The following is a 25,059-nucleotide window of genomic DNA, read 5'->3' as shown; positions in this document are numbered from 1 at the left end:
TTCACACCCAACGACCTGATCAGGGCGATCAGGGATGGGTTCTCGGTGCCCGGTAGAGACGGGAAGACGCTGCACTGGGTCTGTCAGGGGCGGGCCATGATTGTCTACAACGCGAAGACCAAGACACTGATCACGTTCACGCAGGGCGAGTTTCGAGACTGAGTGCGGTGTCCGGCCGGACAGTCGCACTCAGTCTCGTTGGAATCAGGCGGGGGGGCCGGTGAGGCCACCCTTGAGCGGGACCTTGCGTTCCTTGGCCGGGATGGCCGGCAGCTCTTCTTCCTCTTCTTCGGGCTCTGCCGCCACCGGGGCGTTGGGCAGGGGGCGGAGGGAGAGGGAGATTTTCTTGGCGTCGGGCTCGATCTTGAGGATCCGGACCTCGACGTCCTGGCCGGGCTTGACGATGTCGGAGATCTTGCGGACGCGGGTCGGCGAGAGCTCGGTGACGTGGATCAGGCCTTCGATGCCGGGCTCCAGCTCGACGAAGGCGCCGAACTCCATCAGGCGGGTGACCTTACCGGGGACGGTCTCGCCCTGGCTGAAGCGTTCGTCGACGGTCTCCCAGGGGCTGGCCGTGAGCTGCTTCAGGCCGAAGCTGACCTTGTTGGTCACTCGGTCGACCTTGAGGACCTTGACCTCGACTTCCTGGCCGACCTTGATCAGGTCCTGGAAGTCGCTGAGGCGGACCCAGCTCATGTCGGAGATGTGCAGCAGGCCGTCGACGCCGCCGATGTCGACGAAGGCGCCGAAGTCCTTGACCGAGCGGACGACGCCCTTGTGAATCTGGCCTTCTTCGAGGGTCTTCCAGGTCTGCTCGCGCTTCTCGGCGCGTTCGGCCTCGAGGATCTCGCGGCGAGAGACGACGAGGTTCTTCTCGCGCTGGTTGGCCTCGGTGACGAGGACCTTGAATTTCTGGTTGAGGTAGATCGTGGCGTCTTCGACGCGACCGATCTCGATCTGGCCCATGGGGAGGAAGCCGCGGATGCCGTCGACCTCGACCTCGAGCCCCCCTTTGTTCACCTTCGTGACCTTGGCCACGACGATGAGGCCCTTCTTCAGATTCTCCCAGCTCGCGGAGACTGAGGCCCCCTTGAGGGAGAGGAGGAGGATCCCTTCTGCGGGGTCGAAGCGGTCGGGGACGACCTCGATCATCGAGCCGACTTCGGGCGGGTTCTCGCCGAACTGGTCGATGGGGACGACGCCCTCGCTCTTGGCGCCCAGGTCGACGAAGACGCTCTTGCCGCGGATGCTGATGACCAGCCCCTGGCGCAGGCCCTTCTGCTCCTCCTGGCCTCGCTGGCCCTTGCCGTCGGGGCCGTTGCGCTCGGATCGGTCGCGGCGCTGGCCGCCGCCGACGGCGAGCGATTCGGCGTCGAAGCCGGCCATGGCGGCCTCGAGCTCGGCCTCCAGGTCGTCGTCCCACTGCTTCTTGAGCGGGCCTTCGGCTGAGGGCTTGCCCAGGGATTTCTCCAGGGCCGAGTCGATCGCTGCGTCCTGGAGTGTGCGCTGGTCGCGGGTCGGTTCAGCCATGGTCGCGGGTCCGTTGTTCGTCGCAAAGGGGGCTGCGGCCGTCCAGGGGTCGTCCCCCCCGCCCGAAGCCCCCGTACTCCTTCGATTTCAGACCGTTCAGCTTAGCGGCACCGGGCTTCGAAGCCAAGGCGGACCGGGACGGGCCCGGCCGGTCGGGTTTCGGGAAGGCCGGCGAGGTCACCCCTCTTCAGGGGCGTTTCTTCGAGGCGTGCACCCGGATGTGGTGGTCGCTGAACGAGGCCTTCTCCGAGGCGATTTCCTGTTTGGGCATGTGGCAGCCCAGGCAATCCTTGGCGGGCGAGATCGGGCATTCGGTCTTCGCTGCACGCGTCCCGGGACGCTCCGGTTGTGAACTCGCATGGCAGGCCAGGCAGCGAGCTTCGTAGGACTGGGCCGATGTCTCGACGTTGGAATGAGGGTCGTGGCAGGCGACGCAGCTGAGCTTCCCAGGGCTCTCGGTGTAGCAACGGCTCAGGGGGAGGGTGATCGCCTGCATCCGGACGTAGATGGGGTCGTCGGGGGAGATGGGATGTCCCGGCGAGGGGCTGTGGCATTCACCGCAGAGGGCGACGACTTGCTCTGCCGACGCAGACTTGGGGCGTGCGATGGCCAGGTCGGGAAATTCGAGGGCGATGGCCTTGATGTGATTCTGCCCCGGCCCGTGGCACCGCTCGCAGCCGATGCCCCGATCGGTCGTGACCAGCGTGGTCCGGTCGGCCGAGGCCCGCAAGGCGGTCGTATGGCAGCCCAGGCAGCCCCTCAATTGCTCGGCCGGGAGGGCTCGCCCGAAATAGTCGGGGAGGAACGTCGGGCTTGTCGCGGCCGAGGGGGTCAGACCCACGATCGAGTCGCCGTGAAAGAGCGAGATGCGAGGGACGGAGAACGAGCCGTCCGGGAGTCGGGCGATGAAGCTGACGCTGCGGTGACCCGAGCCGATGGCGTATTCGATGTCGTATCGCCGAGAGGCCGCGGCGTTTCCCGGCAGCGTGGTCTCCAGCGTGATCCGGTCGCCGTCGCGTTCGAACGTGTGCGTGAACCCGGCCACGCCGGCATCGGGCTGCGGACCCTTGGGCCAGCCGACCGTCGCCAGGTCGTCGCCGCTTCGCAGCGTCTTGGCGTGCCGGCTCGACCTCTGGCGTCGATGGATGTCGGCGTGGCAGGAGGCGCAGCTGGCCTCGCCTGCGAAGGGGGCGGGCTCGCGGGTCATCGGGTCGTCTTTGGCGAACCCTTTCGCATGTTCCCAGGCCGCGAACGCCCCAGGCAGATCGCCGAGCTGGAGCGCGGCCCGGCTGAGGAGCCAGCTCGCTTCGGGGTCGGCCTTCGAGGCGTCGCCGTCCAGGTCGGCCTTCGCAAGCTCGGGACGCCCCGCGACGAGGTGGGCTCTCGCCCGGGCTTTGGGATCGGACGGGAGGACATCCTCATCGGCCCCGAACCGCGGAGCGGCCGAGAGCGATGTTCCCGCGTTCGCGTTCGTGGGGCTGATTTCGTCGGCCCGGGTCCTGACGCGGAGGTCGTGGCGCAAGGCTTTCGCCTGGTCGTTATCGGGCTGCAACTTGAGGGCGTCCTCGACCCAGCGCAGGGCTTCTTCCGGATTCCCTTGCTCGAAGGCGGCGTGCGTCCTGATGAGCGAAGGGTTCTCGGGCTGGGCGGGCTCCTTGACCTGAAGCGTCTTCCAGGCCAGGGCGGCCAGGCCGCCGAGGACGGCGAGCGTCAGCATCCCCCTCGCGATGCGCAACGGCTTGGACATCGGTCGTCTCCGCATGGATTGGAGGGATGTGGAGCCGACTTGATCGAGGCCCGAACGAACAGCGTGACCTCGATTGTAAGGCCCGGCGCCTCGGAGGTTCAATCGCCCCGACGTGGCGTCCGAAGCCCGACCAGTCCGGGCTCGTGTCGCGTGCTCCGGGCGCGAGCGAGATCGGTCGGGGGCTTGACCGGGCGGGGCCGGCCTGATGAGGTCGGGGCGTTGATCAGGCTCGATCCGCGAGCGGGCCCGGGCATCGTCTGCTCTCCGCCCGGTCGGCCGACAACCACTGATGATCGGGGGCGAGATGCGATCCAGGCGCGAGCGAGACGAGGCGGGCGGCGCGGGCCGCGGGCGGATCGAGTCGCTCGACCAGTTCCGGGGGTACACGGTGGCCGGCATGCTGCTGGTCAACTTCGCGGGGGGATATCAGGCGGTCCCGGCCGTCCTGAAGCATCACAACACGTATTGCAGTTATGCCGACACGATCATGCCTCAGTTCTTCTTCGCGGTGGGGTTCGCGTTCCGCATGACCCTGCTGCGACGGCTGACCCGCGACGGCGGGGAGGGCGCATGGAGGCACGCGATCGTGCGGAATCTCTGGCTGATCCTGAGCGGCCTGGTCTTCTACAACCTGGACGGCAACTACAAGAGCTGGGAGCAGCTGCGGGAGCTCGGGGTATTCGGGGTCGTGGCGGGGGCGTTCCAGCGCGAGCCGTTCCAGACGCTCGTGCACATCGGCATCGCGTCGCTCTGGTGCCTGCCGGCGATGGCGGCGGGCCCCCTGCCCAGGCTGGGGTTCCTGGCGTTCACGACGCTGCTGCACCTCGGGCTCTCGGCCTGGTTCTACGACCACTACGCCTGGAACCGGCCGGTGATCGACGGCGGCCCGCTGGGGTTCCTGAGCTGGTCGATCCCACTGCTGATCGGCTCGCTGTCGTATGACCTGATGAAGATCGAAGGCCGGCGCTGGCCGGTGGCGCGGCTGGCGGTCTGGTCGCTGCCGCCGATGGCGATCGGCTACGGCCTGTCGTGCCTGGGGACGGATGGCGTGGCGGCCTCTCCGCCGTTCTGGCCGCCGACGACCGCTCGGACGATCTGGACGATGAGCCAGCGCACCGGCAGCGTGAGCTACATGCTCTTCAGTTCCGGATTCTCGCTGCTCATCTACTCGGGGTTCGTGCTGGCCTGCGACGTCGGGCGCCTGCGGTTCTGGTTGTTCGACGTGCTTGGCAAGCATGCCCTGGCCGCATACCTGATCCACGGGACGGTCGGCCGAGCCATCCAGCCGTTCGTACCCAAGGACTCCCCCGCCTGGTACCTGGTCTGTGGCCTCGTCGTGCTGTATGCGCTGACGGCGGCATTCGTCAGGCAGATTGGAAAGGGCTCGATCTGAGGAACGCGTGGAGGGCGGTCTCGTGACGGCCCTCCACGGCCGCGCCGTCAGAGTCGGATGATGATGTTCTTGCGGTAGAAGAAGGTCATCACCAGCAGCCAGAAGAGGACGTAGGCGACGGCCCAGCCCAATGACGCGTTGATGGGCGTCAGCCAGCTCTCGAACCCCCGGCTGTAGATCCATTGGCGCAGGTTACCCTCGCCGCTGGGGGAGGGGGACATCCGCAGGAGCTGCCCGCCGATCCCGGAGAGGACGTAGGCGGCGATCGGGTTGACGCCGAAGACGACGAGTGGCGTGGCCCACTTGCGCCACCCCTGGATGTCGATGACCCAGTAGAAGATGCCCAGCAGGTGCAACGCCAAGCCGGCGGTCAGCAGGACGAACGGGCCGGTCCAGAGCGCCTTGTTGATCGGGAAGACCTCGTTCCAGGCGAGCCCGGCGATGACCAGCGGAGTGGCCACGACGAACATCCCGGCGCATTTCTCGCCCATCGATTTGGGCCCACGCAGCCAGCGGCCCGTCAGAGTGCCGATGAGCGCGGTGGCCAGGGCCGGGAGCGTGCTGAGGATCCCCTCGGGGTCGTACGTCGCCTTGTACAGGTGCGCCGGGGTGAGCAGGAGCTTGTCGTAGTAGGCGGCGACGTTCCCTTCGAGGCTCAGGTCGCCCAGCTCATAGCCGGGGACGGGGATCCGGGTCAGGGCGGCCCAGTAGCCGACGAGCAGGGCGAAAATCAGGGCGAGCTGCGCCCTGGGCCCGGTGGCCAGGAAGATGAGGGCGGCGAACAGGTAGCAGACGGCGATGCGCTGGAGGACGCCCGGGATGCGCAGCTCGGCGAACGGCTCCTTGAACGGGAACCAGTTGAGCAGCAAGCCCAGGCCGAAGATGGCGACGGCCCGCCAGACGATCTTGAGCAGGACCTTCCCCAGCCCCGCGCCTGAGTCGAGCCGCCTGGCCAGGGCGAAGGCGATCGAGACGCCCATGATGAAGACGAAGAAGGGGAAGACCAGGTCGGTGGGGGTCCAGCCGTGCCAGTCGGCGTGGCCAAGCGGGGCGTATTTCGTGCCCGAGCCCGAGTTGTTGACCAGGATCATGCCGGCGAGCGTCAAGCCGCGGAAGGCGTCGAGCGAGCGGAGTCGCCCGGGGGCCGGCGCGACGGGGGCATCCGTCAGCGGGTAAGGGTCCGTCATCGTCTCCGACATGGGGGCTCCTCGACGTCGTGGACTGGCTCGGACGAGCGGGCGGATGGGGCCGGTCGGGCCGGCGCGGGCGATCGGACGACGATACGCCGCGGGGGTTTGTGTCGCCCTGGCGACGCCAGCATGGTAACGGCCGGTGGGCCCAATTGCGAGCGGCGCGGCGGCCTGCCCTCCGGGAACTTGAACTGGAAGCACCCGGCCGAAGATGGTACACCCCCCGCTCGCGTCAGTGCGGGCCGCGACAGGGAGGTCGCCGTTGAAATTCTGCATGGTCACCACGTTCTTCGGCGCCCACAGCTTCGGCGGGGACGCAGCCTACGTCGACCGCCTGTCCCGCGCGCTCTGCCGCCGCGGCCATGAGGTGCACGTCTACCACTGCGTCGACTCGTTCAATGCCGTGCGCGGGAACCACCCGCTCAGGCCGTATGAGCCCCCCCCCGGCTTGCATGTCCACCCGCTGGAGAGCCGCTTCGGCGTGTTCTCGCCGCTGGCGACGCAGGTCACAGGCCAGCCCATCTTCAAGTCCGAAGAGCTGAAGGCCGCGCTCCATGCGCCCGACACCGACGTCGTCCACTTTCACAATATCTCGCTGGTGGGCGGGCCCGGTGTGCTGTCGATGGGCTCGAATGCCATCCGACTGATGACGGCTCACGAGCACTGGCTCACTTGCCCGATGCACCTGCTCTGGAAGTACGACTCGAAGCGGTGCGACAAGGCTGAATGCATCCGCTGCACGCTCGCAGGCGGCCGGCCGCCTCAGGCCTGGCGCTACACCGGGGCCATCCCCAGGGCTCTCAGGGAGCTGGATGCCCTGATCTTCCCCAGCAAGCACGCGCTGGAGGAGCACCGGAGCCGGGGGATCGAGGCCCCAATGATGCACCTGCCTTACTTCCTGCCCGACGACTGGTCGGCCGGGATCGAGGACGACGAGCCCACCCCTTCCCCGACGGGCCGGCCCTACCTGGCCGCCGCCGGCCGCCTGGTGAAGATGAAGGGGTTCCAGCGCCTGATCCCGATCATGAGGCTGCTGCCCGAGGTCGACCTGCGCATCGCCGGCACCGGCCCCTACGAGGAAACCTTGCGCAAGCTGGCCGACGGCCTGCCCAACGTCCACTTTGAGGGGCTTCTCGGGGGCCAGGGACTGGCCAAGCTGTTCCAGGGGGCTCGGGCCGTCGTCGTCCCCTCGCTGTTCCCCGAGACGTTCGGCTATGTGGTCCTGGAGGCGTTTGCTGTCCGGACTCCGGTGGTCGTCCACCTCGGCGGAGGTGCACTGGCCGAGACGGGGGTTGCCAGCGGCGGAGGACTGGGCTACTGGTCCGACGCCGAGATGCTGCTGGCCCTGCGGCGGATCGTGCACGACGACGAGCTGCGCGAGCACCTGGCCGATCGGGGCTATCGGATGCGTACGACCGAATGGTCGGAAACCGCGCACCTCGACCGCTATTTCGCCCTGATCCACGGGCTGCGGCCCGGCCGGGCGATCCCGGCGCCCCACACGAACGTCGTCAACCAAGGCAAGACGCCCGCCGCTCGGGCCATTCAAACGCGGGGCTGACCGATGCGTCCGATCCTCGCCCGCAGGCCCTCGGACTACATCGCCCCGGTCGTTCTCGCCCTGGCCTGCCTGACCTGCTGGGGACGACTGGTCATCCAGCCGGGCGGACTGATCGCGGATGCTAACCGGCCCGGTATCGACCTGGCCCGCAAGCACGACTCCCAGCTCATCGGTAATGACCTGACCCGGCTGTTCCTGCCCCGGCAGGTGATGGTGGCCCGGCAGGTGGCCGAACTCGGCCACCCCTCGGCCTGGGACGAGAGCGGATTCGGCGGCCGTCCCTCGGTGGGGAACCCTCAGGCCGGCCTCTTCTACCCGGCGGCCTGGCTCGCCTGGCGAAGCGGCTCGCCGGCAGCCCTCGGTTGGCTGACCGTGGCGCACCTGGCCTGGGGCGGTCTGGGCACCTTCTTCCTGATGCGACGGCTCGGCTGCGGCGTTCTGGCCTGCGTCGTTGCCGCCGGCTGCGTCCAGTCTTCCCCTTTCGTTGTGGCCCAGGCGTATGAGGGGCACTTGCCGCACGTCTGGGCGGCGATGTGGGCCCCCTGGACGTTCCTGGGTGCGTTGGGCCTCCGCGATGGTGACTCGCGACGTGGGCTTCTGTTGCCAATCGGACTGGCGATGTCGTACCTGGCCGGGCACCCGCAGGAGTGGTACTACCTGACGCTTGCACTCCTGTCCTGGGCCCTCTTCGACGTCTGGTCGGCACGCGGATCGAAGCGGGACTCCGCACGGCTGGCGGTGTGCTGGGCCGTCCCGCTGGCCCTGAGCCTGGGCCTGATCGCCGTGTCGCTCACGCCCGAGATCGCCGCCGGCCGCTGGACGTTGAGGTCTGGGCGGCTCTCGATGAGGCACGCTGGGCATTATCACGTCGAGGCGCTCAACGTCCTGCAACTGCTGGGACCGCGGGCGCTGGGCGGGCCGGCCGATTACATCGGCGAGACGAATGCCTGGGAGACTCTGCTGTCGATCGGCCTGGTCCCGCTCTTGCTCGGATTGCTCTCATCCGCGGCCCCTGAGCGGTTCCGTCGGCCTCTCCGCGGGTGGGCCTGCCTGCTGCTGGTGACGGTCATCTTCGCCGGCGGGAGGGCCCTGGGCTTGTTCGCGGCCCTGTACGAGGTCGTGCCCGGGATGGACCGGTTCCGTGTCCCCTCGCGTTCGCTCTTCCTGGCGAGCCTTGCGGCCTCAGTTCTCGCGGGCTTCGGCATCGAGGCGGTTCTCGACGGACGCTGGCATCGCGGGCGGCTGGCCCGTCTCGGAGGTCGGACGCAGATCGTCTGCGGCGTCCTCGTGCTGGCGGGCGCCTTGGTTTCCGTGCTCGTCGGGGGCCGCTTCTCCGGCGATGCCTCACGCTGGCTGGGGGGCCTGGAACGACTGGCCCGCGATCCCGTCTTCTGGATCGCAATGGTCGGTTCGGGCCTGACTCTGGCCATGGCCAGGTTCTTCCCCGGTCGCCGACGGTTGGCAGCCGGTCTTCTCGCGGTGCTTGCCTTGACGGAACTCTCGGCGAACGGCCTGACCTGGGGCCGGGTCTCGCCCGCGTCGCGGTTCCTGGGCCCCGACCCGATCGGCCGGGCGATTGCCGAGGCCTCGAAGGAGGTTGAAGGGCCGTTCAGGATCAGGGCGGCCGACACGATTTATTCGGACCTGCGTGCGTTCGCGCGTGGGCTCGACAAGACCGACTCGCACGACTCGTTCCAGATCCAGCATGCGGCCGACCTGTACTCGTGCCTCTACCCGATCTTCCGCGACGAGCCGCCCCCCCTGCTCGCCCTGCCGATGGGCGAGGCGCTCGCCGAGTATCGTCGTCAGGTCCGACAAGGGGTGCTCGACCGGATGTCGGTCGCCTTCCTGGTCGCCCCGGCCGAGTCCCGCGACGCAAGCTGGCCCGTCGTGGCCGAGGGTGTCTCCGACGGCCGCGCGTTCGTCCTCCATCGGAACCCGACCGCCCTGCCCCGCGCCTATGTAGTGCCGGGCGTGGAGCCTTATTCCGGGAATCCCGTCGAGGCACTCTCCGCGTTCAGGAGGTTCGACGCGCGCCGTGCCGTGCTGATGACCGAAGACCCGTTGCGAGGATCGAATGGAGCACGGCAGGCCTTCCGACCGGCGGAGTGGACCTCAACCGACCCGGATCGGCCGGTCCTGCGCGTGACGACCGAGGCCCCTGGCCTGCTCGTCGTGGCCGACACCTGGATGCCAGGCTGGACGGCAACCGTCGATGGCCAACCCGCCCCCGTCCTGCGCGGGAATCATGCCCAGCGGGTCATCCCCCTGCCCCGTCCCGGCTCGCACGAGATCAGACTGTCTTATGTGCCTCCCGGATTGGCTCTTGGTGCCGTTCTCAGTGCCGGCAGCCTGGTGGTGCTCCTCGCGTGGGCTTGTCGCGGACCGGCGGCGTCTGGACCGAAACAGGGGAAATGCGCGGCCCCTTTGAGATGGGAGACCGGCACTCAGGCCGTCTCGGGCCCCATCGGAGTGGATGGGATCGATCCGTCGATCAGACCCAGCCGTTGCGCTTCCTCAGGTACCACTCGGCCGTGAGAATGGTGAGGAAGGTGAGCATGAAGGGCCAGTTGTCCCAGATTCTGCGCTCGGTCATGCTCGAGGTCTGGGTGAACTCGTCCTTCTTCATCTCTCGGACGTAGCGGGCCAGGCGCTCGGGGGGGAGGAACGAGCCTCCGGTGGTCTCGGCCACCTGACGGAGTAGGGAGAGGTCGGCGGCGGGGTTCTCCATCTCTCGGTCGTCCTGGTAGATCATGAACCGGGCCGTGTCACGGCCGATCTCCTTGCCCGCTTTCATCGCCTTGACGACGACCCGGTACTCGCCCGCCTCCGGGGTGGCGTAGTACGACTCCCTCGCCTCGCCGAGCTGGTTGTACAGGGGCATGATGTCGATTTTCCCCGGATTGGGGGGCTCGGCGGCGGCTTTTTCGGTCGCGGGCTTGGCCTCGGGCTTGGGTGTGGAGGAGGAAGGCTGGCCCGGCTCGCGGGTGATCGTGCGTTCGAAGGTGACATCGCGGATCGGCTCGCTCTTGGCGTCCTTGGCCGTGGCCGTCATGTCGAGCTTCTGGCCGGTGGCGACACGACGTCGGTCGAGGGTGAGCTTGATCTGGTTCTCGCCAGTGTCTTCCTTGTGGGAGAGCCAGAGGATTGCCTGACGCCAGAACTTGCGATGTGCCTGACGGCTCTCGTCGGAGGCACGCGCCCAGATCCAGGTCTCGCCGGCGAAGGCGAGCACTCGGCCGAGGCCGCCCGGTTCGAGGCCTGCCATCAGGACGTCTTTCTCCGGGCTGAGCGCGAAGACGAGGGCGTTTCGCTTGGGTTCGCCGAACCGGTTGGCGCCCGGCATGGGGGGGAGCGTCCCCCAAATCCGGGCACTCTCGGCGCGGTCGGGGGCCAGCTTCAGCACGAAGTTCTCGAGCCCCATGGTGTTGGGCACGAACTTGACCGCCCCCTCGATCTCGCCGTCGCCGGGGTGCAGTGCCACCGGGATGATCTGGGCCAGGTCGGAGCCCGCCCAGCCACCGGCGCCGAAGGCGGCCCGACCGCCGAGCATCATCAGTCCGGCCCCCTTCTCCACGGCGCTTCTCAGCAGGGCCTTCTGAGTGCGGGTGAGGAAGTCGGCCGGCATGTCGCCCAGAATGTAGACGTCGTACTTGCCGGGGGCAAACTCGGAGTTCTCCATCTCGCCGACCTCGCCGCGGGCAGGCTTGCGGATGAGGACGGGGTCGATCTGAATCTCCTGCGACCTGGCGAGGGCGAGGTTGAGATACTTCCAGTCCCAGGTGAAGTTCGGCCCCGTGATGTAGAGGACGTTGATCCCCCCCTTCATCACGTTGAGGTACGTTGTCACCTCGTTATTAGTCGGGACGAGCTCGCCATCGAGCGGCCTGACGCGCAGGGTCACCCGTTTCTCGCCGGGCGTGGTCGGGGTGTATTTCAGGCCCGTGACGGGGACCGACTCGGCGCCGGGGGGGACTTTGACCTGGATCCTGACGGGGCTGGGTTCTCCCTCGACCTGCATCTCGACGTCGAGCGTCTGGTTGGGGAACCCGCGGACGGCGAGCACCCCGCTCCCTTCGATCTGGTTTTTGACAAAGACGTTGGGGCCGATGGCGATGTCGCGCGCGGCGATGTCGCGGGAGTCCTTGCCGGCGGCCTCGGTGCCGAAGCCGACGGCGACGATCGGCACCTGCTGGGCCTTCAGGCGCTCGGCGACGCTGAGGGGAGGCCGCCCCGAGTTGTTCGCTCCGTCGGACAGGACGGCCATCGCGGCGATCCGGGTTCCCGCCTGGCGTTTGATCGCCTCGTCGATGGCATTGCCCAGGGCGGTCTCGGCGCCGGTCGGCGGGCTCTTGTCGTCGGGCTTGTAATCGCGGAGTGCGGAGTCGAAGGCGTAGACCTTCACGTCGAGGTCGGGCTTCAAGCTCTCGGCGGCCTTGGTCGCCTCGGCCAGGACCTTGGTGGCGTCGTCCCAGCGTCTTCGACCGCCGACGCCGTCGGTGATGCCCAGGCTGGAGGAACGGTCGAGCATGAAGATGAGCGAGGCGGGCTGACGCTTCTTCTCGCTGGTGATGAAGCTGGGGCGCAGCGCCGCGATAACGCACATGGCCACGGCGGCCAGCCGCAGGCCCAGGGCGAACCACCGCCATCGGCCGGCTGTCCCCCTGAGGCGAAGGTGGTAGGCCCAGATCGTGAGCGCGACGACGACCGCGGCCGCCGCGGCCACCCAGGGCCAGGGGCCGATCGGGTTGATGCTGAGGGTCATCTGCGGGTGTCTCGCCGGGCTGTGCCTAGGCCGCCGCTCGGCCGGGTGTGGCGGCCGCGGCCTTGGGCCCGGCCCCCTCGCGGTAGAACGTGTTGGCCAACAGATTTTCCGCCGTCACCAGCAACAAGATCAAGGCCATGATCCAGGGGAATAGTTCCTGGCCGTGCCGTACCCCTTCGACCACCGTGCGCAACTTCTCGGCGTCGTCGGCCAGCTTGTATTTGTCCTTGCCGCCGAACATCGAGTCGAGCTGGGCCGTCTGGAGCGGGGTCGTGGTCGCCTCGGACAGCGGCGGGTTGATGCTGAAGCCGGCCTCGACGATCCCGCCGTCGGCCGACGGGCCGGCGACCGACCACTGGCCGATCTGCTGAGGCGCGACGAGCACCAAGCCGGTCGAGCCGGGGGTGGGCGTCTGCCGGTCGGTCTTGCCGTCGGGCTCCGTCACGGTGAAATTGGTCACGCGCTTCGTCGGGTCGAGCGGGAGGATCACGTCCTCACCGGCCTCGTAGTTCAGGCGCTCGTCGGACGTTCCCGCGAGGTAAGGAACGGTCTGGATCATCAGCCAGACGAACGACCAGCCGACCTGGGGGAACTCGTTCCATGAGGCCGGGTCCTCACGCAGCGGGCGACGGGCCAGCGGAGTGGTCCAGAGCAGGACCCGGCCGGCCTTCGGGCCATTGAAGACGCGCTCAAGCAGGGCCGGGACGCCGTCGGCGTAAGTCAGCAGGGTCCGAGATCCGGGGGCGGGCGAGACCGACCAGCGTTTGTAGACTGGGATACCGGCGAGTTCGGCGGCGAGCTCGCCCGTATATTTGTTGAAGAGCGGATGGGTGGGGTCGCGCGGGGCGCCGAAGGTCGTCTCGGTCTTCAGGAACGGCTTGTCGTCGATCGTGCCCGGCAAGAGCTGGCCGGCCATGGTCCCATTGTAGGTGGCGGGCTGAACCAGGTTGCCCAGGGCCACGACCAGGCCGCCACCCCCCTCGCGGACATACTGGTTGAGGCGCTGCCAGTCGGCCTCGGTGGGCCGCCGGACGTTGAGCCAGTAGACGCACGCATAACCTTTCAACGTGGCCTGGGCGGTGCCGGCAAACTGCGACGAGCGGATGACGTCGACCCGGTAGGGTCGGGTGACGCCCGAGCCGGTCGGGCCCGTGGGGTCGGGGTCAAGCGCCTTGGCGACGAACGAGGCGTCGTTCTCGGTGTCGGAGACGACCAGGACGCGGAGCGCCGGCTGGACCTCGAACGAGAAGTAGCGGACGTCGTCGAAGGCCAGTGCATCGGGCTCGCCCTGGGCCCTGATCTCCCCCCGATGCAGCCCCGGCTCGAGTTTGGGGATGGTGAATCGCTGCTCGGTGACGGAGTCGGCCGGCAACTCGACGAGCTTCTGATCCTTCTTCTGGCCGTCGACGGAGAGTTCGACGAGACGCGTCGTCTTGCCGCCCGAGGCCCTGACCTGGGCCAGCACTTCGATCGGCTCCCCCTGGATGGCGATCGAAGCCGAAGGCTCGGCTTTCAAGACGGCCACGTCCTTGATGTCCTTGGGCGTGAGCCGCAGCACATAGGTGGCGACTCCCCCATTGGCCTTCGAGACCTTGTCGAGCCCTTCCACCGGGACGCTGACATCCCAGGAGGATGCGGCCAGGTCGGTCAGGACGTAGACTTCCTTGCGGACCCGATCGCTGGCCGCCACGGCTGTGTACGCCTGACCGATCGCGGCGTTCAAGGGGCGATTGGCGGCTCGGAGGGTCAGGGCCTCGATGCGCTTGCGGGCAGCGCCTGGCGTCAATGGCGGGGGCTCGCCGGGCTCGGCCGAGTCGACGACGAAGACCTGGCTGGTGTCGGTCGCCTTCTTGACCACCTCCAGGGCGCGCTCCTTGGCTTCGGTGAGTCGGTTCTTGGTCCGCTCCTCGTAGCCCATCGACAGGCTGGTGTCGAAGACCAGGCCGATTGCGGTGGGGACCTCGCCGTCGCCCAGCGAGACGCTGGTGTACAGCCTGGGCCTGGCCAGCGCCAGGGCCATCAGGGCGATGAGCGCCATCCTGGCCAGCAGCAGCAGCCAGTTCTTGACCTTGAGCTTCTTCTTCGAGCGTTTCTGCCGCTCCTTGATGAGCCGCAAGGCCGGGAAGATGACCCGCTTGGGGGTCTGCTTCATGAACAGGTGGAGGATCAGGGGGACGGCCGCGAGCGCCGCTCCGGCGGCCAGGCCCGCGTTGATGAAGAACGATTCCATGCGGCCCCGGCCCCCTTCAAACTTGGCGCAATGGCATCCCGGTCGGTCGGTCGGTCGCGGATCTCAGCCGCGCTGGCGGCGATTCTGGAGGTAGCTCATCAGGGCCTTGTCGAACGGCATGCCGGTGTGCAGCGGCACATAATCGATGCGGGCGCCCAGGCAATCCTTGCGCATCGAGGCGCGGAAGGCCTCGACCTCTTCAAGGTAGTCGGCCTTGATCCCATCGGCGTCGACCAGCAACGTCTCGTGCGTCTCGTTGTCTTCCAGCTCGACCATCCCTTCGAACGGGAAGAGGGCCTCGGCCTCGTCGAGGATGTGGAAGACGATGACGTCGTGACCCGCGTGCCGCAGCCGGTGCAGTGCCTTGACGATGGGGCCGGTGTCGGCCAGGAGGTCGGAGAAGATCATGATCAGGCCGCGGTGGCGGATCATGCTGGCGGCCTGATGCAGGCTCTTGGCGATCGCGGTCTCGCCGCTGGGCGTCAGCTTGGCCAGCATCGACAGGATATTGCCGAGCTGCGACCGCTTGCTCCTCGGCGGCAGGCACTGCCGCACCTGCTGGTCGAAGGCGATCAGGCCGACGGGGTCCTGCTGGTGGATCATCAGGTAGCCGAGCGCCGCGGCCAGGCTGATGGCGTACTCGAACTTCGTCAGCTCTTGCCGGTGGGTGTATCCCATCGACCCGGACAGGTCCATGAGGAGATAACCGGTGAGGTTGGTCTCGGCCTGGAACTTCTTGATGTAGAAGCGATCGGTCTTGGCGTAGACGCTCCAGTCGATGTCCGAGATGTTGTCGCCGGCGGTGTACTTGCGGTGCTCGGAGAACTCGACGGAGAAGCCGTGGAACGGGCTGGCGTGCAGGCCGGTGAGGAACCCCTCGACGATGAACTTGGCGCGCAGGTCGAGCCGGGCGACCTGGCGGATCACCTCGGGCTTCAGGTACTTCTCGGCGGTGCTCATGAGCGATAGGCCCCGGGCTCGCGGCGGCTCGTGCTCGTCGGGGGCCGTCTAGCATGCTGTACGGGCGAGATGCGCGGCCGGTTCACCGGCCGGGCCCTCGCCCGGCGGAATCACTGGGTCCGCTTCTCGTACTTGGGCACGTCGGGCTCGCGGATCTCGGCGATCAGGCGCTTGATGATGGTCTCGGTGGTCTGGCCCTCGGCCTGGGCCTGGAAGTTGGTGCTGATCCGATGTCGCAAGACCGGGATCGCCACCTTGCGGATGTCGTCCAAGGAGACGCTGAAGCGGCCGTCCATCGCGGCCATCGCCTTGCCGCCGAGGATCAGGTTCTGGCCGGCGCGAGGCCCCGCGCCGTAGTCGACCATGTCCTTGATGAACTGCGGCGTCTGGGGGTCTCCGGGGCGGGTGGCCCGCACGAGCCTGGCGACGTACTTCACGGCGTAGTCGGAGATGGGCACCGACATGACCAGCTTCTGCAGGTTGATGATCGCCTTGCCCGAGAGCACCTTCTTCAGCTCGACCGACTCCCCCTTGGTGGTGGCCGAGAGGATCTTCTCTTCCTCTTCCAGGCTGGGGTAGCCGACGCGGATGTCGAACATGAACCGGTCGAGCTGGGCCTCGGGCAGAGGGTAGGTTCCCTCCTGCTCGATCGGGTTCTGGGTGGCGATGACGAAGAAGGGCTCGGGCAGGTTCAGGGTCTCCTGGCCGACGGTGACCTCACGCTCCTGCATGGCCTGGAGCAAGGCCGCCTGCGTCTTGGGCGGGGTCCGGTTGATTTCGTCGGCCAGGATGATGTTGGAGAAGATCGGCCCGGGGACGAACCGGAAGGCGCGTCGGCCCGCCTCGGGCTCTTCCAGCACGTTGGTGCCGGTGATGTCCGAGGGCATCAGGTCGGGGGTGAACTGGATGCGCTTGAACCCGACGTCGAGGATCCGGGCCATCGAGCTGACCATCAAGGTCTTTGCCAGGCCAGGGACGCCGACGAGCAGGACGTGGCCGCGCGTGAAGACGGCGGCGAAGATCTGCTCAACGACGTCACGCTGGCCGATGACGACCTTGCTCAGCTCGGTGACCATGACGTCCCGCGAATGGCGGAACTCGTCGAGATATTGCGTGATGCGGTCGCCGGCACTGGACATTCGGCACTCCGACCCCGGACGGCATGAAGCCCCAACGCCCTGGCACGAACGGGCTCCGGCCCGACCGATTCCACCCGTCGTCGTCCTCGACGCCGCCGGCCCGGGATTGCCCCCGGAGGATCGAAGCATTGTAGGCCGAGGGTCGACGGCGATTCAACGGCCTAGAGACAATGCCCCCGGCTTCGATCGGTTCCCCGCAGGACCGGTTGAGAACGGGCTGCATCCATGCCCGCTTCTTCGGCGGGCTGCCCGAAATTGGGCGACGATCTTCGGAGATTCCTTCGTGAAGAAGCGATTAAGGAAGTCTTCATCGAGTTTCAGGGATGAAAGCGCTCGAAAAGAGAGTTCTTTCAGCGGGGCTTGTACTTGCGACTGCTGAAATTGTTTGCGAAATGACGAATCTCGTGGCAGTTTGGCTTGGTTTTTCGCGTTGGCACACTGATTGCACTTAGTTCCGGTGGGGAGCAGGACTTGTCTTCGTCGATTCGGCGTCCTAAAGTTCGTCGGTGAGACCACTCGACTCGATCCGGCTTCCCTAGCCCACCTCTTTCCCACCGATCTGTCTTCGGCCGACCTCGGGCGACGTTGTTGAGGTTAGCCGAGGAGTCCAAACGCGGGCGATTCCCTCCCAGCGAATCGTCCCCAAAATGACGGCCTCTGCCCGGGGCCGCTGACTTGGACAAGGCCCGAGACGGGCCAACCCCGATGCCGGGGGCGGCCCCTTCGCGCACTTACTTTGCACGGGCAAACCCCCGAGAGATCCATGGCACTCGTGACCTTGATCCGCTCGATCGGCCTGCTGGCGCTCATCATCTGCGGGACGGCGATCGGCGTGGGCAAGCTCGCCCCGCCCCCGGCCCACTCGTCGGTCCGCCTGCGAACCGGCACAACGCAGGCCGGCGTCAATGGCGTCCTGTTCCCGGGCGGCGACCGCTCCGCACGGCTGGTTGACGCCGAGAACGGCTCGATCCGACGCCTCGAGACCGGGCGTGATGACCGGATCGAGCACCTCTCGGTCTCTCCCTGGACCGACGCCGAGTCGCACCAGCAGGCCGTCGGCCGCTGGTTCCACCGCGAAGGGGACTCGACCCAGCTCGTCCCCCAGGGTATCGGCCTGGCACGGGTCGAACTACCGTCGGGCCGGCTGCTGGATCGGATCGAGACGAGGATGGCCCCGGTCGCCCCTCCCTGCTGGTCGCCCGGCCTGGAAGCGCGAGTGATCTTCGCGGCCGGCGACGGCAGGCTCTATCGGTATGCGTTCGAGAAGGCAGACAGCCCTTACTCCACCTCGGATGAGAAGCCGGTCGCCCTGACCTGGCGCTGCAAGGTTCCGGGCGAGGGCGACGTCTATCTGGCGGAGCCGACCAGGCCGACCCACCCTCAATGGAAGGGGAAGTTGCTGGTCTCGCTCAATACCCAGATCATGACTGACGGCCTGCCGAAGATGTCGGTGGGACAAATCTGGTGGCTGAAACTCAACGACGCGGAGACCGAGATCGTCGCGGCGGGCCTCGTGACCGGTGCGAACGAGAAAAACCAGCTGGAGCGGTGCCCGACGGTGGTCGGGTCGCCCTCAAACCCCGCGTTGGCCTACGTCTCGCCCGGGCAGAATGGCCGGCGATGGCAGCTGCGTGTTGCCCCGGTGGAATTCCTGGGTGAAGAAGGGGCTCCCGTGGCAAGGACCGCACGGTCGGTCGTCCTCGCGACGGACTGCGCCCCGGCCCCACCGGCCGTCTCTTCGGACGGCCTGAGGCTGACCTTCCTCGTCAGGCCGGAGACGAACAACGCATCGCACCAGTGCGTCAACCTGGCGGGCGTCCTGAAGCCCGAGGCCGCCTCGCTGCTCGCGGAGTTGAACCATCCCGGCGTCCGGCCTGAATCCCGCTGACTCACTAGACTTTGATCGTGACTGCGTTTCTCGATGCCCCCGACGACTTCCTCCGCAATCCGGGGATGTCGTCGGGGGCGTCGTTGCATTATCCACGTCGCATCATCTGGGGCGGTCGAAGGGCATCCGAGTCGAGTGATGCCCTCTGGCCGAGGATGATACACTCGTAAGAGGCGCATCGGCGCTCATCGAGTCCCAGGTGTCAGGGGGTGCCCACATGTCCCGACGCGTCCGCAACGCGATCCTCTTCGCGGCGATCGCCACACTCCTACCGACCTGGATCGGGGCTCGCGATGCGCGCGGTGCGGTCACCCGCGAGCAGGTTGAGCGGGCCATCAGGCGCGGGGTCGACTATTTGAAGTCGGTGCAGCAGCCCGACGGCTCGTGGCCCAACCTCGATCGTGAGCATTCGACCGGCACGACGAGCCTGGTCGTGCTCGCCTTGTTGACGGCCGGCGAGAGCCCCGAATCTCCCAAGATGGCGCTGGCGCTCGACTTCCTCGGTCGCTACTCGGCCGAGGACCTCAATAGCACCTACGCCATCAGTCTCCAGACGATGGTCTTTGCCGAGAGCCAGCCTGAGCGGTTTCGGCTCAAGATCGCATCCAACGTCGCCTGGCTCGAACGCTCGCAGATCAGGGCCGGTGACAACGGCTTCGGCTGGCCGGGGACCTGGACGTACAACGCCAACAAGTCTCGCCAGGGCGACAATTCCAATACCCAGTACGCCCTGCTGGCTCTCAACGCGGCGTCCCAGGCCGGCGTGCCGGTCAAGCCCGAAGTCTGGGCCCTCTCGCGCAGGTACTGGGAGCAGTATCAGTTCAATGACGGGAGCTGGACCTACCACCCCAATGCCGGCACGCCCGCGACGGCCAGCATGACCTGCGCGGGGCTCTCCAGCCTGATCATCACCGGGCTGAGGAAGTTCCAGGGGCAGGAGACGCTCGTCGGCGAGACGATCCAGAATTGCGGCAAGGGGGGGACCAACCAGAACCTCCAGCGCGGGATCGACTGGATGGCGGCCAACTTCTCGGTCGGCACCAACCACGGCGCCGGCGTCATGTGGAAATATTACTATCTCTACGGGCTCGAGCGAGCCGGCCGGCTCTCGGGCCAGCGATTCTTCGGCGGCCACGACTGGTACCGCGAAGGGGCCGAGGAACTCGTCTCCGACCAGGACCCCCTGCAAGGGTACTGGAAGGGGGTCTCGATCGAGAGCCAGCCCATCTTCGCCACCAGCTTCGCGCTCCTGTTCCTGGCCAAGGGGCGGTCGCCCGTGCTGATCAACAAGCTGAGGCACGGTCCCGGGAATGACTGGAACAACGACGTCGACGACATCAGGAACATGGTCGGCCTGGTCTCGACCGACTGGAAGCACCTGCTCACCTGGCAGGTGGTCGACCCCAACACGGCGACCGTCGAGGACATGCTCCAGGCCCCGATCGTCTACTTCAACGGCCACGAGCCCCCCGTCTTCAGCGCCAAGGGGAAGAAGAACCTCCGCGAATACGTCGAGCAAGGGGGCTTCATCTTCGCCGAGGCCTGCTGCGGCGACGAGTTCAGCGGCTTCGACTCCGGCTTCCGCGAGCTTATGAAGGAGCTCTTCCCCGAGCCCGAGTACGACCTGAAGCCCCTGGCCGAGGACCACGCCGTCTGGCGATCGAAGCACCAGCTCACCCCCGACGTCCATCCGCTCTGGGGCATCGAGCACGGCTGCCGGACCGTCGTCATCTATTCGCCGGGCGACCTCTCCTGCTTCTGGAACCAGATGGAGGCGCAGCCCTCGCACCCGCTGGTCATCAAGGCCAAGCGCGTCGGCCAGAACGTGATCGACTACGCCACCGGCCGCGAGCTGCCCGCCGACAAGCTGACCGTCCGCGAGGTCCGCGACTTCAAGGCCGAGAACCCCAAGCGGGGCGCCCTCCGGATCGCCAAGCTGCGGCACGCGGGCGACTGGAACGTCGCGCCGCTGGCCATCCCCAACCTGACCAGCGCCCTGCGCAACCCGCCGCTCAATTTCGACGTGGTCATCAACCACTACGAGCTTCTTCCGGGCGACCCCAACCTGATCAACTACCCGTTGATCTACATCCACGGCCGGGCGGGGATGAGCTTCTCCGACGAGCACCTCGAAGCCCTCAGGCGGCACGTCGAGCCGGGCGGCGGCACCTTCTTCGCCGACGCGGCCTGCGGCAGCACCTCCTTCGATGCCTCGTTCCGCAAGCTGGTCAAGCAACTCTTCCCAGACAACGCGCTCGAGCCCATCCCCAAGGGAGACGACATCTATACCAAGAAGGTCGGCTTCGACCTCTCCGACAGCCAGTACAGCAAAGCCGCCGGCGGTGGCAAGGACACGCCCGAGCTGGAAGGGGTGAAGGTCAATGGTCGATGGGCCGTGATCTACTCCAAGTACGACATCGGTTGCGCCCTCGAGCGTCATTCCAGCATGGACTGCAAGGGATACAACTACGAAAGCGCCCTGAAGATCGCCGCCAATATCGTGATCTACTCGACCCTCCCCTGATCCAGAGGGCAGAATTGGGGGCTTGGCCGAACAGCCCCCTTTTGGCCGGATTGGCGATGTCGATAAGATGGGGAACGCCCGCTCGGGGGTCCAAGGCGCGGGGCACCCGGGGGCGCCTTGCTGCCCGTGAAGGGCCGACGGGAGACGCTCACTCATGGCTGATATCGTCCTGATCAACCCCCGGTTCGAGGTCTCCTACTGGGGGATGGAGCACGCCCTGCCCATGATGGGCAAGCGCGCCAACCTCCCCGTGGCCTGCCTCCCATTGCTGGCCGCACTGACCCCCGAGGGGCACACCGTCACCCTGATCGACGAGAACGTCGAGGCCATCGACTGGGAGCGTTGCGCCAGGGCCGACATCGTCGGTGTCACCGGCATGAGCGTCCAGCGGTTCAGGATGAAGGAAATCCTCGCCGAGCTGAAGCGCCGAGGGGTCTTCTGCATCGTGGGCGGCCCGCTGGTCACCGTCGACGAAGACTATTTCGAAGACGTGCCCGACGTCATCTTCATCGGCGAGGCCGAGGACACCTGGCCCCAGTTCCTCAGGGAATGGTCGCAGGGCCTGCATCAGGTCCGGTACGAGCAGCTTGAAAAGTCCGACATGACCAAGGTGCCGGTCCCCCGGTTCGACCTCCTGAAGATGCGGCACTACGCTTTCGGTAGCCTGCAGTTCTCGCGCGGTTGCCCGTTCCAGTGCGAGTTCTGCGACATCATCGTCACCTTCGGCCGCCGGCCTCGCCTGAAGACAGTCGAGCAGGTGATCGCCGAGATGGACGCGCTGCACGCCCAGAAGATGCGCATCGTCTTCATCGTGGATGACAACCTGATCGGCAACCGCAAGGAGATCAAGAAGGTCCTGCGGGCGATGATCGACTGGCAGATCCAGAACAACTACGCCCTGACCTTCTTCACCGAGGCCTCGATCGACCTGGCCGACGACGCCGAGCTGATGGAGCTGATGGTCGAGGCCAACATCATCAGCGTCTTCATCGGCATCGAGAGCCCCAACGAAGACAGCCTGCGCGAGACCAAGAAGTTCCAGAATGTGCGCAGCGGCGGCACGATGATGGAGAAGGTGCACCGGATCCAGGACGCCGGCATCGAGGTCTGGTGCGGCATGATCATCGGCTTCGACAACGACGACCGGTCGATCTTCGATGCCCAGCACCAGTTCATCCAGGAGGCAAACATCGCCTTCAGCATGACGGGCATGCTCTACGCCATCCCCAAGACCCCGCTGCACGCGCGGCTCGCCGCCGAAGGCCGCCTCGACCCGTCCGACCAGCCCGAGTTCGGCACCAACATCATCCCGGTCAACTTCAGCCGCGAGGAGCTGCGCGAGGGCTACGTCCGGGTGATGAATCAGCTCTATGACTGCGACCAGTACTTCGAGCGCCTGGAAGCCCTGTACATCAAGCGCAAGCTCGTGGTGGGAATGGGCCGAGAACGGTTCTGGAAGAAGCACCCCTGGGAGTGGTTCAAGACCCAGGCCCTGTTCACGGGCCAATCTCTGGGCCTCTTCTACCGCCTGATGACCATGGTGCCCGAGGCCTATCTGCGCAAGGAATACCGCAAGCGTCTCTACACCTTGCTGAAGACCCGTCGCGACCCCGGCATCGTCATCTTCTACCTCATCCACATGGCCCAGCACTACCACGCCCACACCATGGCCAAGCAGATGGCCAGCGGCAGGACGCCGGTTTATAACTCGTTCTGAGCGAATAATCTCCAGGCGAGCCGGCGGAATCAACCCGCCGGCTCGCTTCGTTTACGCCCTTGGTTCATTACTTCGGCTCCGGCTCGTCGACGCGAAACGGCTCTCCAACGATCGTCTTCCATCGTGCGAGCTGTGCGGGATCAAGGAGCGCGAGAACTTCGGCAAATGCCCCTTTCCAAAGCGGTTGGACCTTCCCCTCAAGGGCCATGGAACTTTCGTAATCATTCGGCTGGCCACCCGGGCTTTTCTCGATTTCTCGTAGTTTGGCGAAGAGCCCGTCGATGATTGCGTCGATTTTTACTTCTTGATCGGCTGTCAGGTGTAGGTCCGCCCGGACGTCCGGATAGCGGAAGGCCCTGACACCATCGCCGTCCAGGATAATCTGCTCGAGTCTCCTGCACTGTGGGGGTGTCAGGATTTCGACCAGCCCTTTGCCGGCCGCGCGGTTCACCTCGAATTGATGCTTCTTAAAGAACGCCTCTTTCGTTCCGGCCGTCTTGAGTTGCAGGACGATATCGGCTGGGGCTCGTTGTAGGTTCGCGGACCTCATGACTTCGAGTTGCTTCACCTTCGCCAGTTGATCACCGGTCAGCCTTAATGCCTGGCGGATAAAGGGGACGAGCGGGTTGGTCAAGACACCCCGAGCGACATAATCGCCGAGACGTTCCAGAACTGAATCCGCCCGTTCGGTTCCCGGAACTTCCTCGGGCTTCGGGACCTGAGCCGCCGCTGAGGCCTGGGGCTTTGGGACCTGAGCCGCCGTTGAGGCCTGGGGCTTCAATGCTTCGTCCTTTGCCGTCGAGGCTCCCCGGATGGGCTGAGCCGCCTTGGGCGAGTCTCCGTTCGGTGTTTGTTCCTCCGACGGCCCGGCTCGTAGCACCAGGCCTGCCCCCGGGACAAGGAGGATTGCACCCGCGACGAACGCGAGCCGGGCCACGAGGGCCGCACGCTTCGGATGGGTTGCCGCGTCTTTCATGATCGACTCCAATCGCATGGAAGTGACTTCCATCGCACGCACGCCCGGTAACGCGACGAGCGACCGCAGACGTCTTTTCTGCTCCAGGACGCAAAGCAGGGCTTTCGCATACGTCACGGGCTTGCATTCGAGGCCCGCGAGGACTTCACGGTCGCAACAACGTTCCCGCTCAAGGGTGGCTTGCCGGTTCGCCCACCAGACCAAGGGGTGGAACCACCAGATCAACTGAGCGGCCAGTTGCAGCTTCCCGGCCGCGAGATCGCCCCGCCGGACGTGGATCAGCTCATGGGCCAGGATCATGCGGACCTGCTCCGGACTCTGGCTGGCGAGCAGGGCTTCCGGCAGCAGGATCGTCGGCCGAAAGAGGCCGAAAACGGCCGGCCCGATCGGCCTCGACGTCACGACCAGTCGGACGTTTTGCCTCATCCCCAGCAGGTCCGAGAGTGTTCCTAGCTCCGAGCTGAGTTGAGCATCCGCGGGACCTCTCGACCGCCGGATGATCAGGAAACAGGCGACCTGCTTCGTGAGCACGAAGGCGAGGCCGAGCAACACGCCAACGATCCAGATGGAGAAGAGTGAGCGAACGAGTCCAGTTCGTGCCTCGACCTTTCCGAGATTCACGCCCGGCAGGTTCTCAATCACGGGCGTGAGATCGGCGGTTCGTGCGCCGGTGGACGACCCCGGAAGCGCGGGCGAACTTCGCATCGGGGTCGGCAAGGTGACAGGCCGCGAGCCGGGCTCGTTCACCATCAGCCGGCTGAAGATTCCAACCGGACTGCCCCAGACCGGAGGCACGATCGCCTTGAAGATGATGAGCATCCAGAGCGCGTAGGCCAGTTGAGGTCGATTTCGACCCAAGTACCTCGCCGCCGCACCGACGATCAGGCCGACAATCGTCAACTGCCACAACTGGGCCCAGGCGAGCTTCGAGAGGTCGTCGAAATCCGTACTCATGGAGATTCGCCCTCCAGTCGGTCCAGCAATTCGTGGAGCTGTTTCAGCTCGTCGACGGACAAGCCGCGGTCGTTCACCAGATGCTCGAAGAGCGGCAGAACCCGGCCGTCGAACAGCCGATTGAGGAAGTCGTCGAAGACTTCGCCGATCACCTGCCCCGGGCGAATCATCGGTCGATAAACATTGCTCCGACCCTCACGCTCGGTCCGGAGATACCCCTTGGCTTCCAGCCGCCGTAGGTAGGTCTGCACGGTCTTGAAGTCGAGGCCGCGCTCCGTGGGCAGGGCGTCCAGGACCTGACGCACGGTCGCCCCTCCGAGCTCCCAGACGATTCGGGCGACCTCGAGTTCCGACTTCGCTGGTACGGGACGTTCAGACATCCGGTCTCCTTGTTGGCGTTCAACTGTAAGTCATCTTAGCGTTCAAATGAACGCCGTCAATCTGGGCAGGATGATATTTCCAACTCATGTCGAATCCGCCTCCTT

Annotated in this window: 15 protein-coding genes; 6 read left to right on the top strand and 9 right to left on the bottom strand. The window is 66.4% G+C overall.

Going from position 1 to position 25,059, the window contains the following annotated elements; genetic code table 11:
- Positions 1 to 204 precede the first annotated feature (204 nt).
- Complete coding sequence (locus EP7_RS07540) at positions 205 to 1,530, bottom strand: 30S ribosomal protein S1 (RefSeq protein ID WP_463527229.1); 1,326 nt, start codon at positions 1,528 to 1,530, stop codon at positions 205 to 207.
- Between the two features lie 187 nt (positions 1,531 to 1,717).
- A complete protein-coding gene (locus EP7_RS07535) occupies positions 1,718 to 3,277 on the bottom strand; it encodes a tetratricopeptide repeat protein (protein WP_463527228.1) in 1,560 nt (519 codons plus the stop codon).
- A 289-nt stretch (positions 3,278 to 3,566) separates the two neighbouring features.
- On the opposite strand from EP7_RS07535, the gene EP7_RS07530 reads away from it, so the two are divergent.
- Entirely contained in the window at positions 3,567 to 4,670 is a 1,104-nt protein-coding gene (locus EP7_RS07530; protein WP_463527227.1) for a heparan-alpha-glucosaminide N-acetyltransferase domain-containing protein, read from the top strand.
- A 47-nt stretch (positions 4,671 to 4,717) separates the two neighbouring features.
- Here the strand turns inward: EP7_RS07530 and EP7_RS07525 are convergent, their stop codons facing one another.
- Entirely contained in the window at positions 4,718 to 5,869 is a 1,152-nt protein-coding gene (locus EP7_RS07525) for an acyltransferase family protein (RefSeq protein ID WP_463527226.1), read from the bottom strand.
- Between the two features lie 253 nt (positions 5,870 to 6,122).
- Between EP7_RS07525 and EP7_RS07520 the strand changes: the two genes are divergently transcribed.
- The gene (locus EP7_RS07520) at positions 6,123 to 7,421 is read left to right on the top strand and encodes a glycosyltransferase family 4 protein (protein ID WP_463527225.1); all 1,299 of its coding nucleotides are present in this window, start codon (positions 6,123 to 6,125) and stop codon (positions 7,419 to 7,421) included.
- Between the two features lie 3 nt (positions 7,422 to 7,424).
- Positions 7,425 to 9,959 carry a hypothetical protein gene (locus tag EP7_RS07515; RefSeq protein WP_463527223.1) on the top strand — a complete coding sequence of 845 codons (2,535 nt, stop codon included), beginning with the start codon at positions 7,425 to 7,427 and terminating at the stop codon, positions 9,957 to 9,959.
- Here the strand turns inward: EP7_RS07515 and EP7_RS07510 are convergent.
- The 4 genes from EP7_RS07510 to EP7_RS07495 form a co-directional block, all read right to left on the bottom strand.
- Positions 9,916 to 12,186 carry a VWA domain-containing protein gene (locus EP7_RS07510; protein WP_463527222.1) on the bottom strand — a complete coding sequence of 757 codons (2,271 nt, stop codon included), beginning with the start codon at positions 12,184 to 12,186 and terminating at the stop codon, positions 9,916 to 9,918. The genes EP7_RS07515 and EP7_RS07510 overlap by 44 nt on opposite strands.
- A 25-nt stretch (positions 12,187 to 12,211) precedes the next feature.
- Positions 12,212 to 14,416 (bottom strand): BatA domain-containing protein, encoded by a 2,205-nt coding sequence (locus EP7_RS07505; RefSeq protein ID WP_463527220.1) that lies wholly within the window; start codon positions 14,414 to 14,416, stop codon positions 12,212 to 12,214.
- A gap of 63 nt (positions 14,417 to 14,479) precedes the next feature.
- On the bottom strand, positions 14,480 to 15,376 hold the full coding sequence (locus EP7_RS07500; RefSeq protein ID WP_463527218.1) for a DUF58 domain-containing protein: 897 nt from the start codon (positions 15,374 to 15,376) through the stop codon (positions 14,480 to 14,482).
- A gap of 110 nt (positions 15,377 to 15,486) precedes the next feature.
- Positions 15,487 to 16,452: an AAA family ATPase gene (locus EP7_RS07495; protein WP_463528380.1), complete on the bottom strand. Its 966-nt coding sequence runs from the start codon at positions 16,450 to 16,452 to the stop codon at positions 15,487 to 15,489.
- A gap of 826 nt (positions 16,453 to 17,278) precedes the next feature.
- Between EP7_RS07495 and EP7_RS07490 the strand changes: the two genes are divergently transcribed.
- The 3 genes from EP7_RS07490 (at position 17,279) to EP7_RS07480 (ending at position 22,644) form a co-directional block, all read left to right on the top strand.
- Positions 17,279 to 18,403, top strand: coding sequence for a hypothetical protein (locus tag EP7_RS07490; protein ID WP_463527216.1), 1,125 nt, complete (start codon positions 17,279 to 17,281; stop codon positions 18,401 to 18,403).
- A gap of 217 nt (positions 18,404 to 18,620) precedes the next feature.
- Positions 18,621 to 20,927, top strand: coding sequence for a DUF4159 domain-containing protein (locus tag EP7_RS07485; protein WP_463527214.1), 2,307 nt, complete (start codon positions 18,621 to 18,623; stop codon positions 20,925 to 20,927).
- A 154-nt stretch (positions 20,928 to 21,081) separates the two neighbouring features.
- Positions 21,082 to 22,644: a B12-binding domain-containing radical SAM protein gene (locus EP7_RS07480; protein ID WP_463527213.1), complete on the top strand. Its 1,563-nt coding sequence runs from the start codon at positions 21,082 to 21,084 to the stop codon at positions 22,642 to 22,644.
- 67 nt (positions 22,645 to 22,711) lie between these two features.
- Here EP7_RS07480 and EP7_RS07475 read toward each other — a convergent pair whose 3' ends face one another.
- The gene (locus EP7_RS07475; RefSeq protein ID WP_463527211.1) at positions 22,712 to 24,574 is read right to left on the bottom strand and encodes a M56 family metallopeptidase; all 1,863 of its coding nucleotides are present in this window, start codon (positions 24,572 to 24,574) and stop codon (positions 22,712 to 22,714) included.
- A complete protein-coding gene (locus EP7_RS07470) occupies positions 24,571 to 24,954 on the bottom strand; it encodes a BlaI/MecI/CopY family transcriptional regulator (RefSeq protein ID WP_463527209.1) in 384 nt (127 codons plus the stop codon). Before EP7_RS07470 ends, EP7_RS07475 begins: the two co-directional genes overlap by 4 nt.
- Between the last annotated feature and the right edge of the window lie 105 nt (positions 24,955 to 25,059).

Source organism: Isosphaeraceae bacterium EP7 (assembly GCA_038400315.1).
Classification (GTDB): Bacteria; Planctomycetota; Planctomycetia; order Isosphaerales; family Isosphaeraceae; genus EP7.
This window is presented reverse-complemented; position numbering and strand designations above follow the sequence as displayed.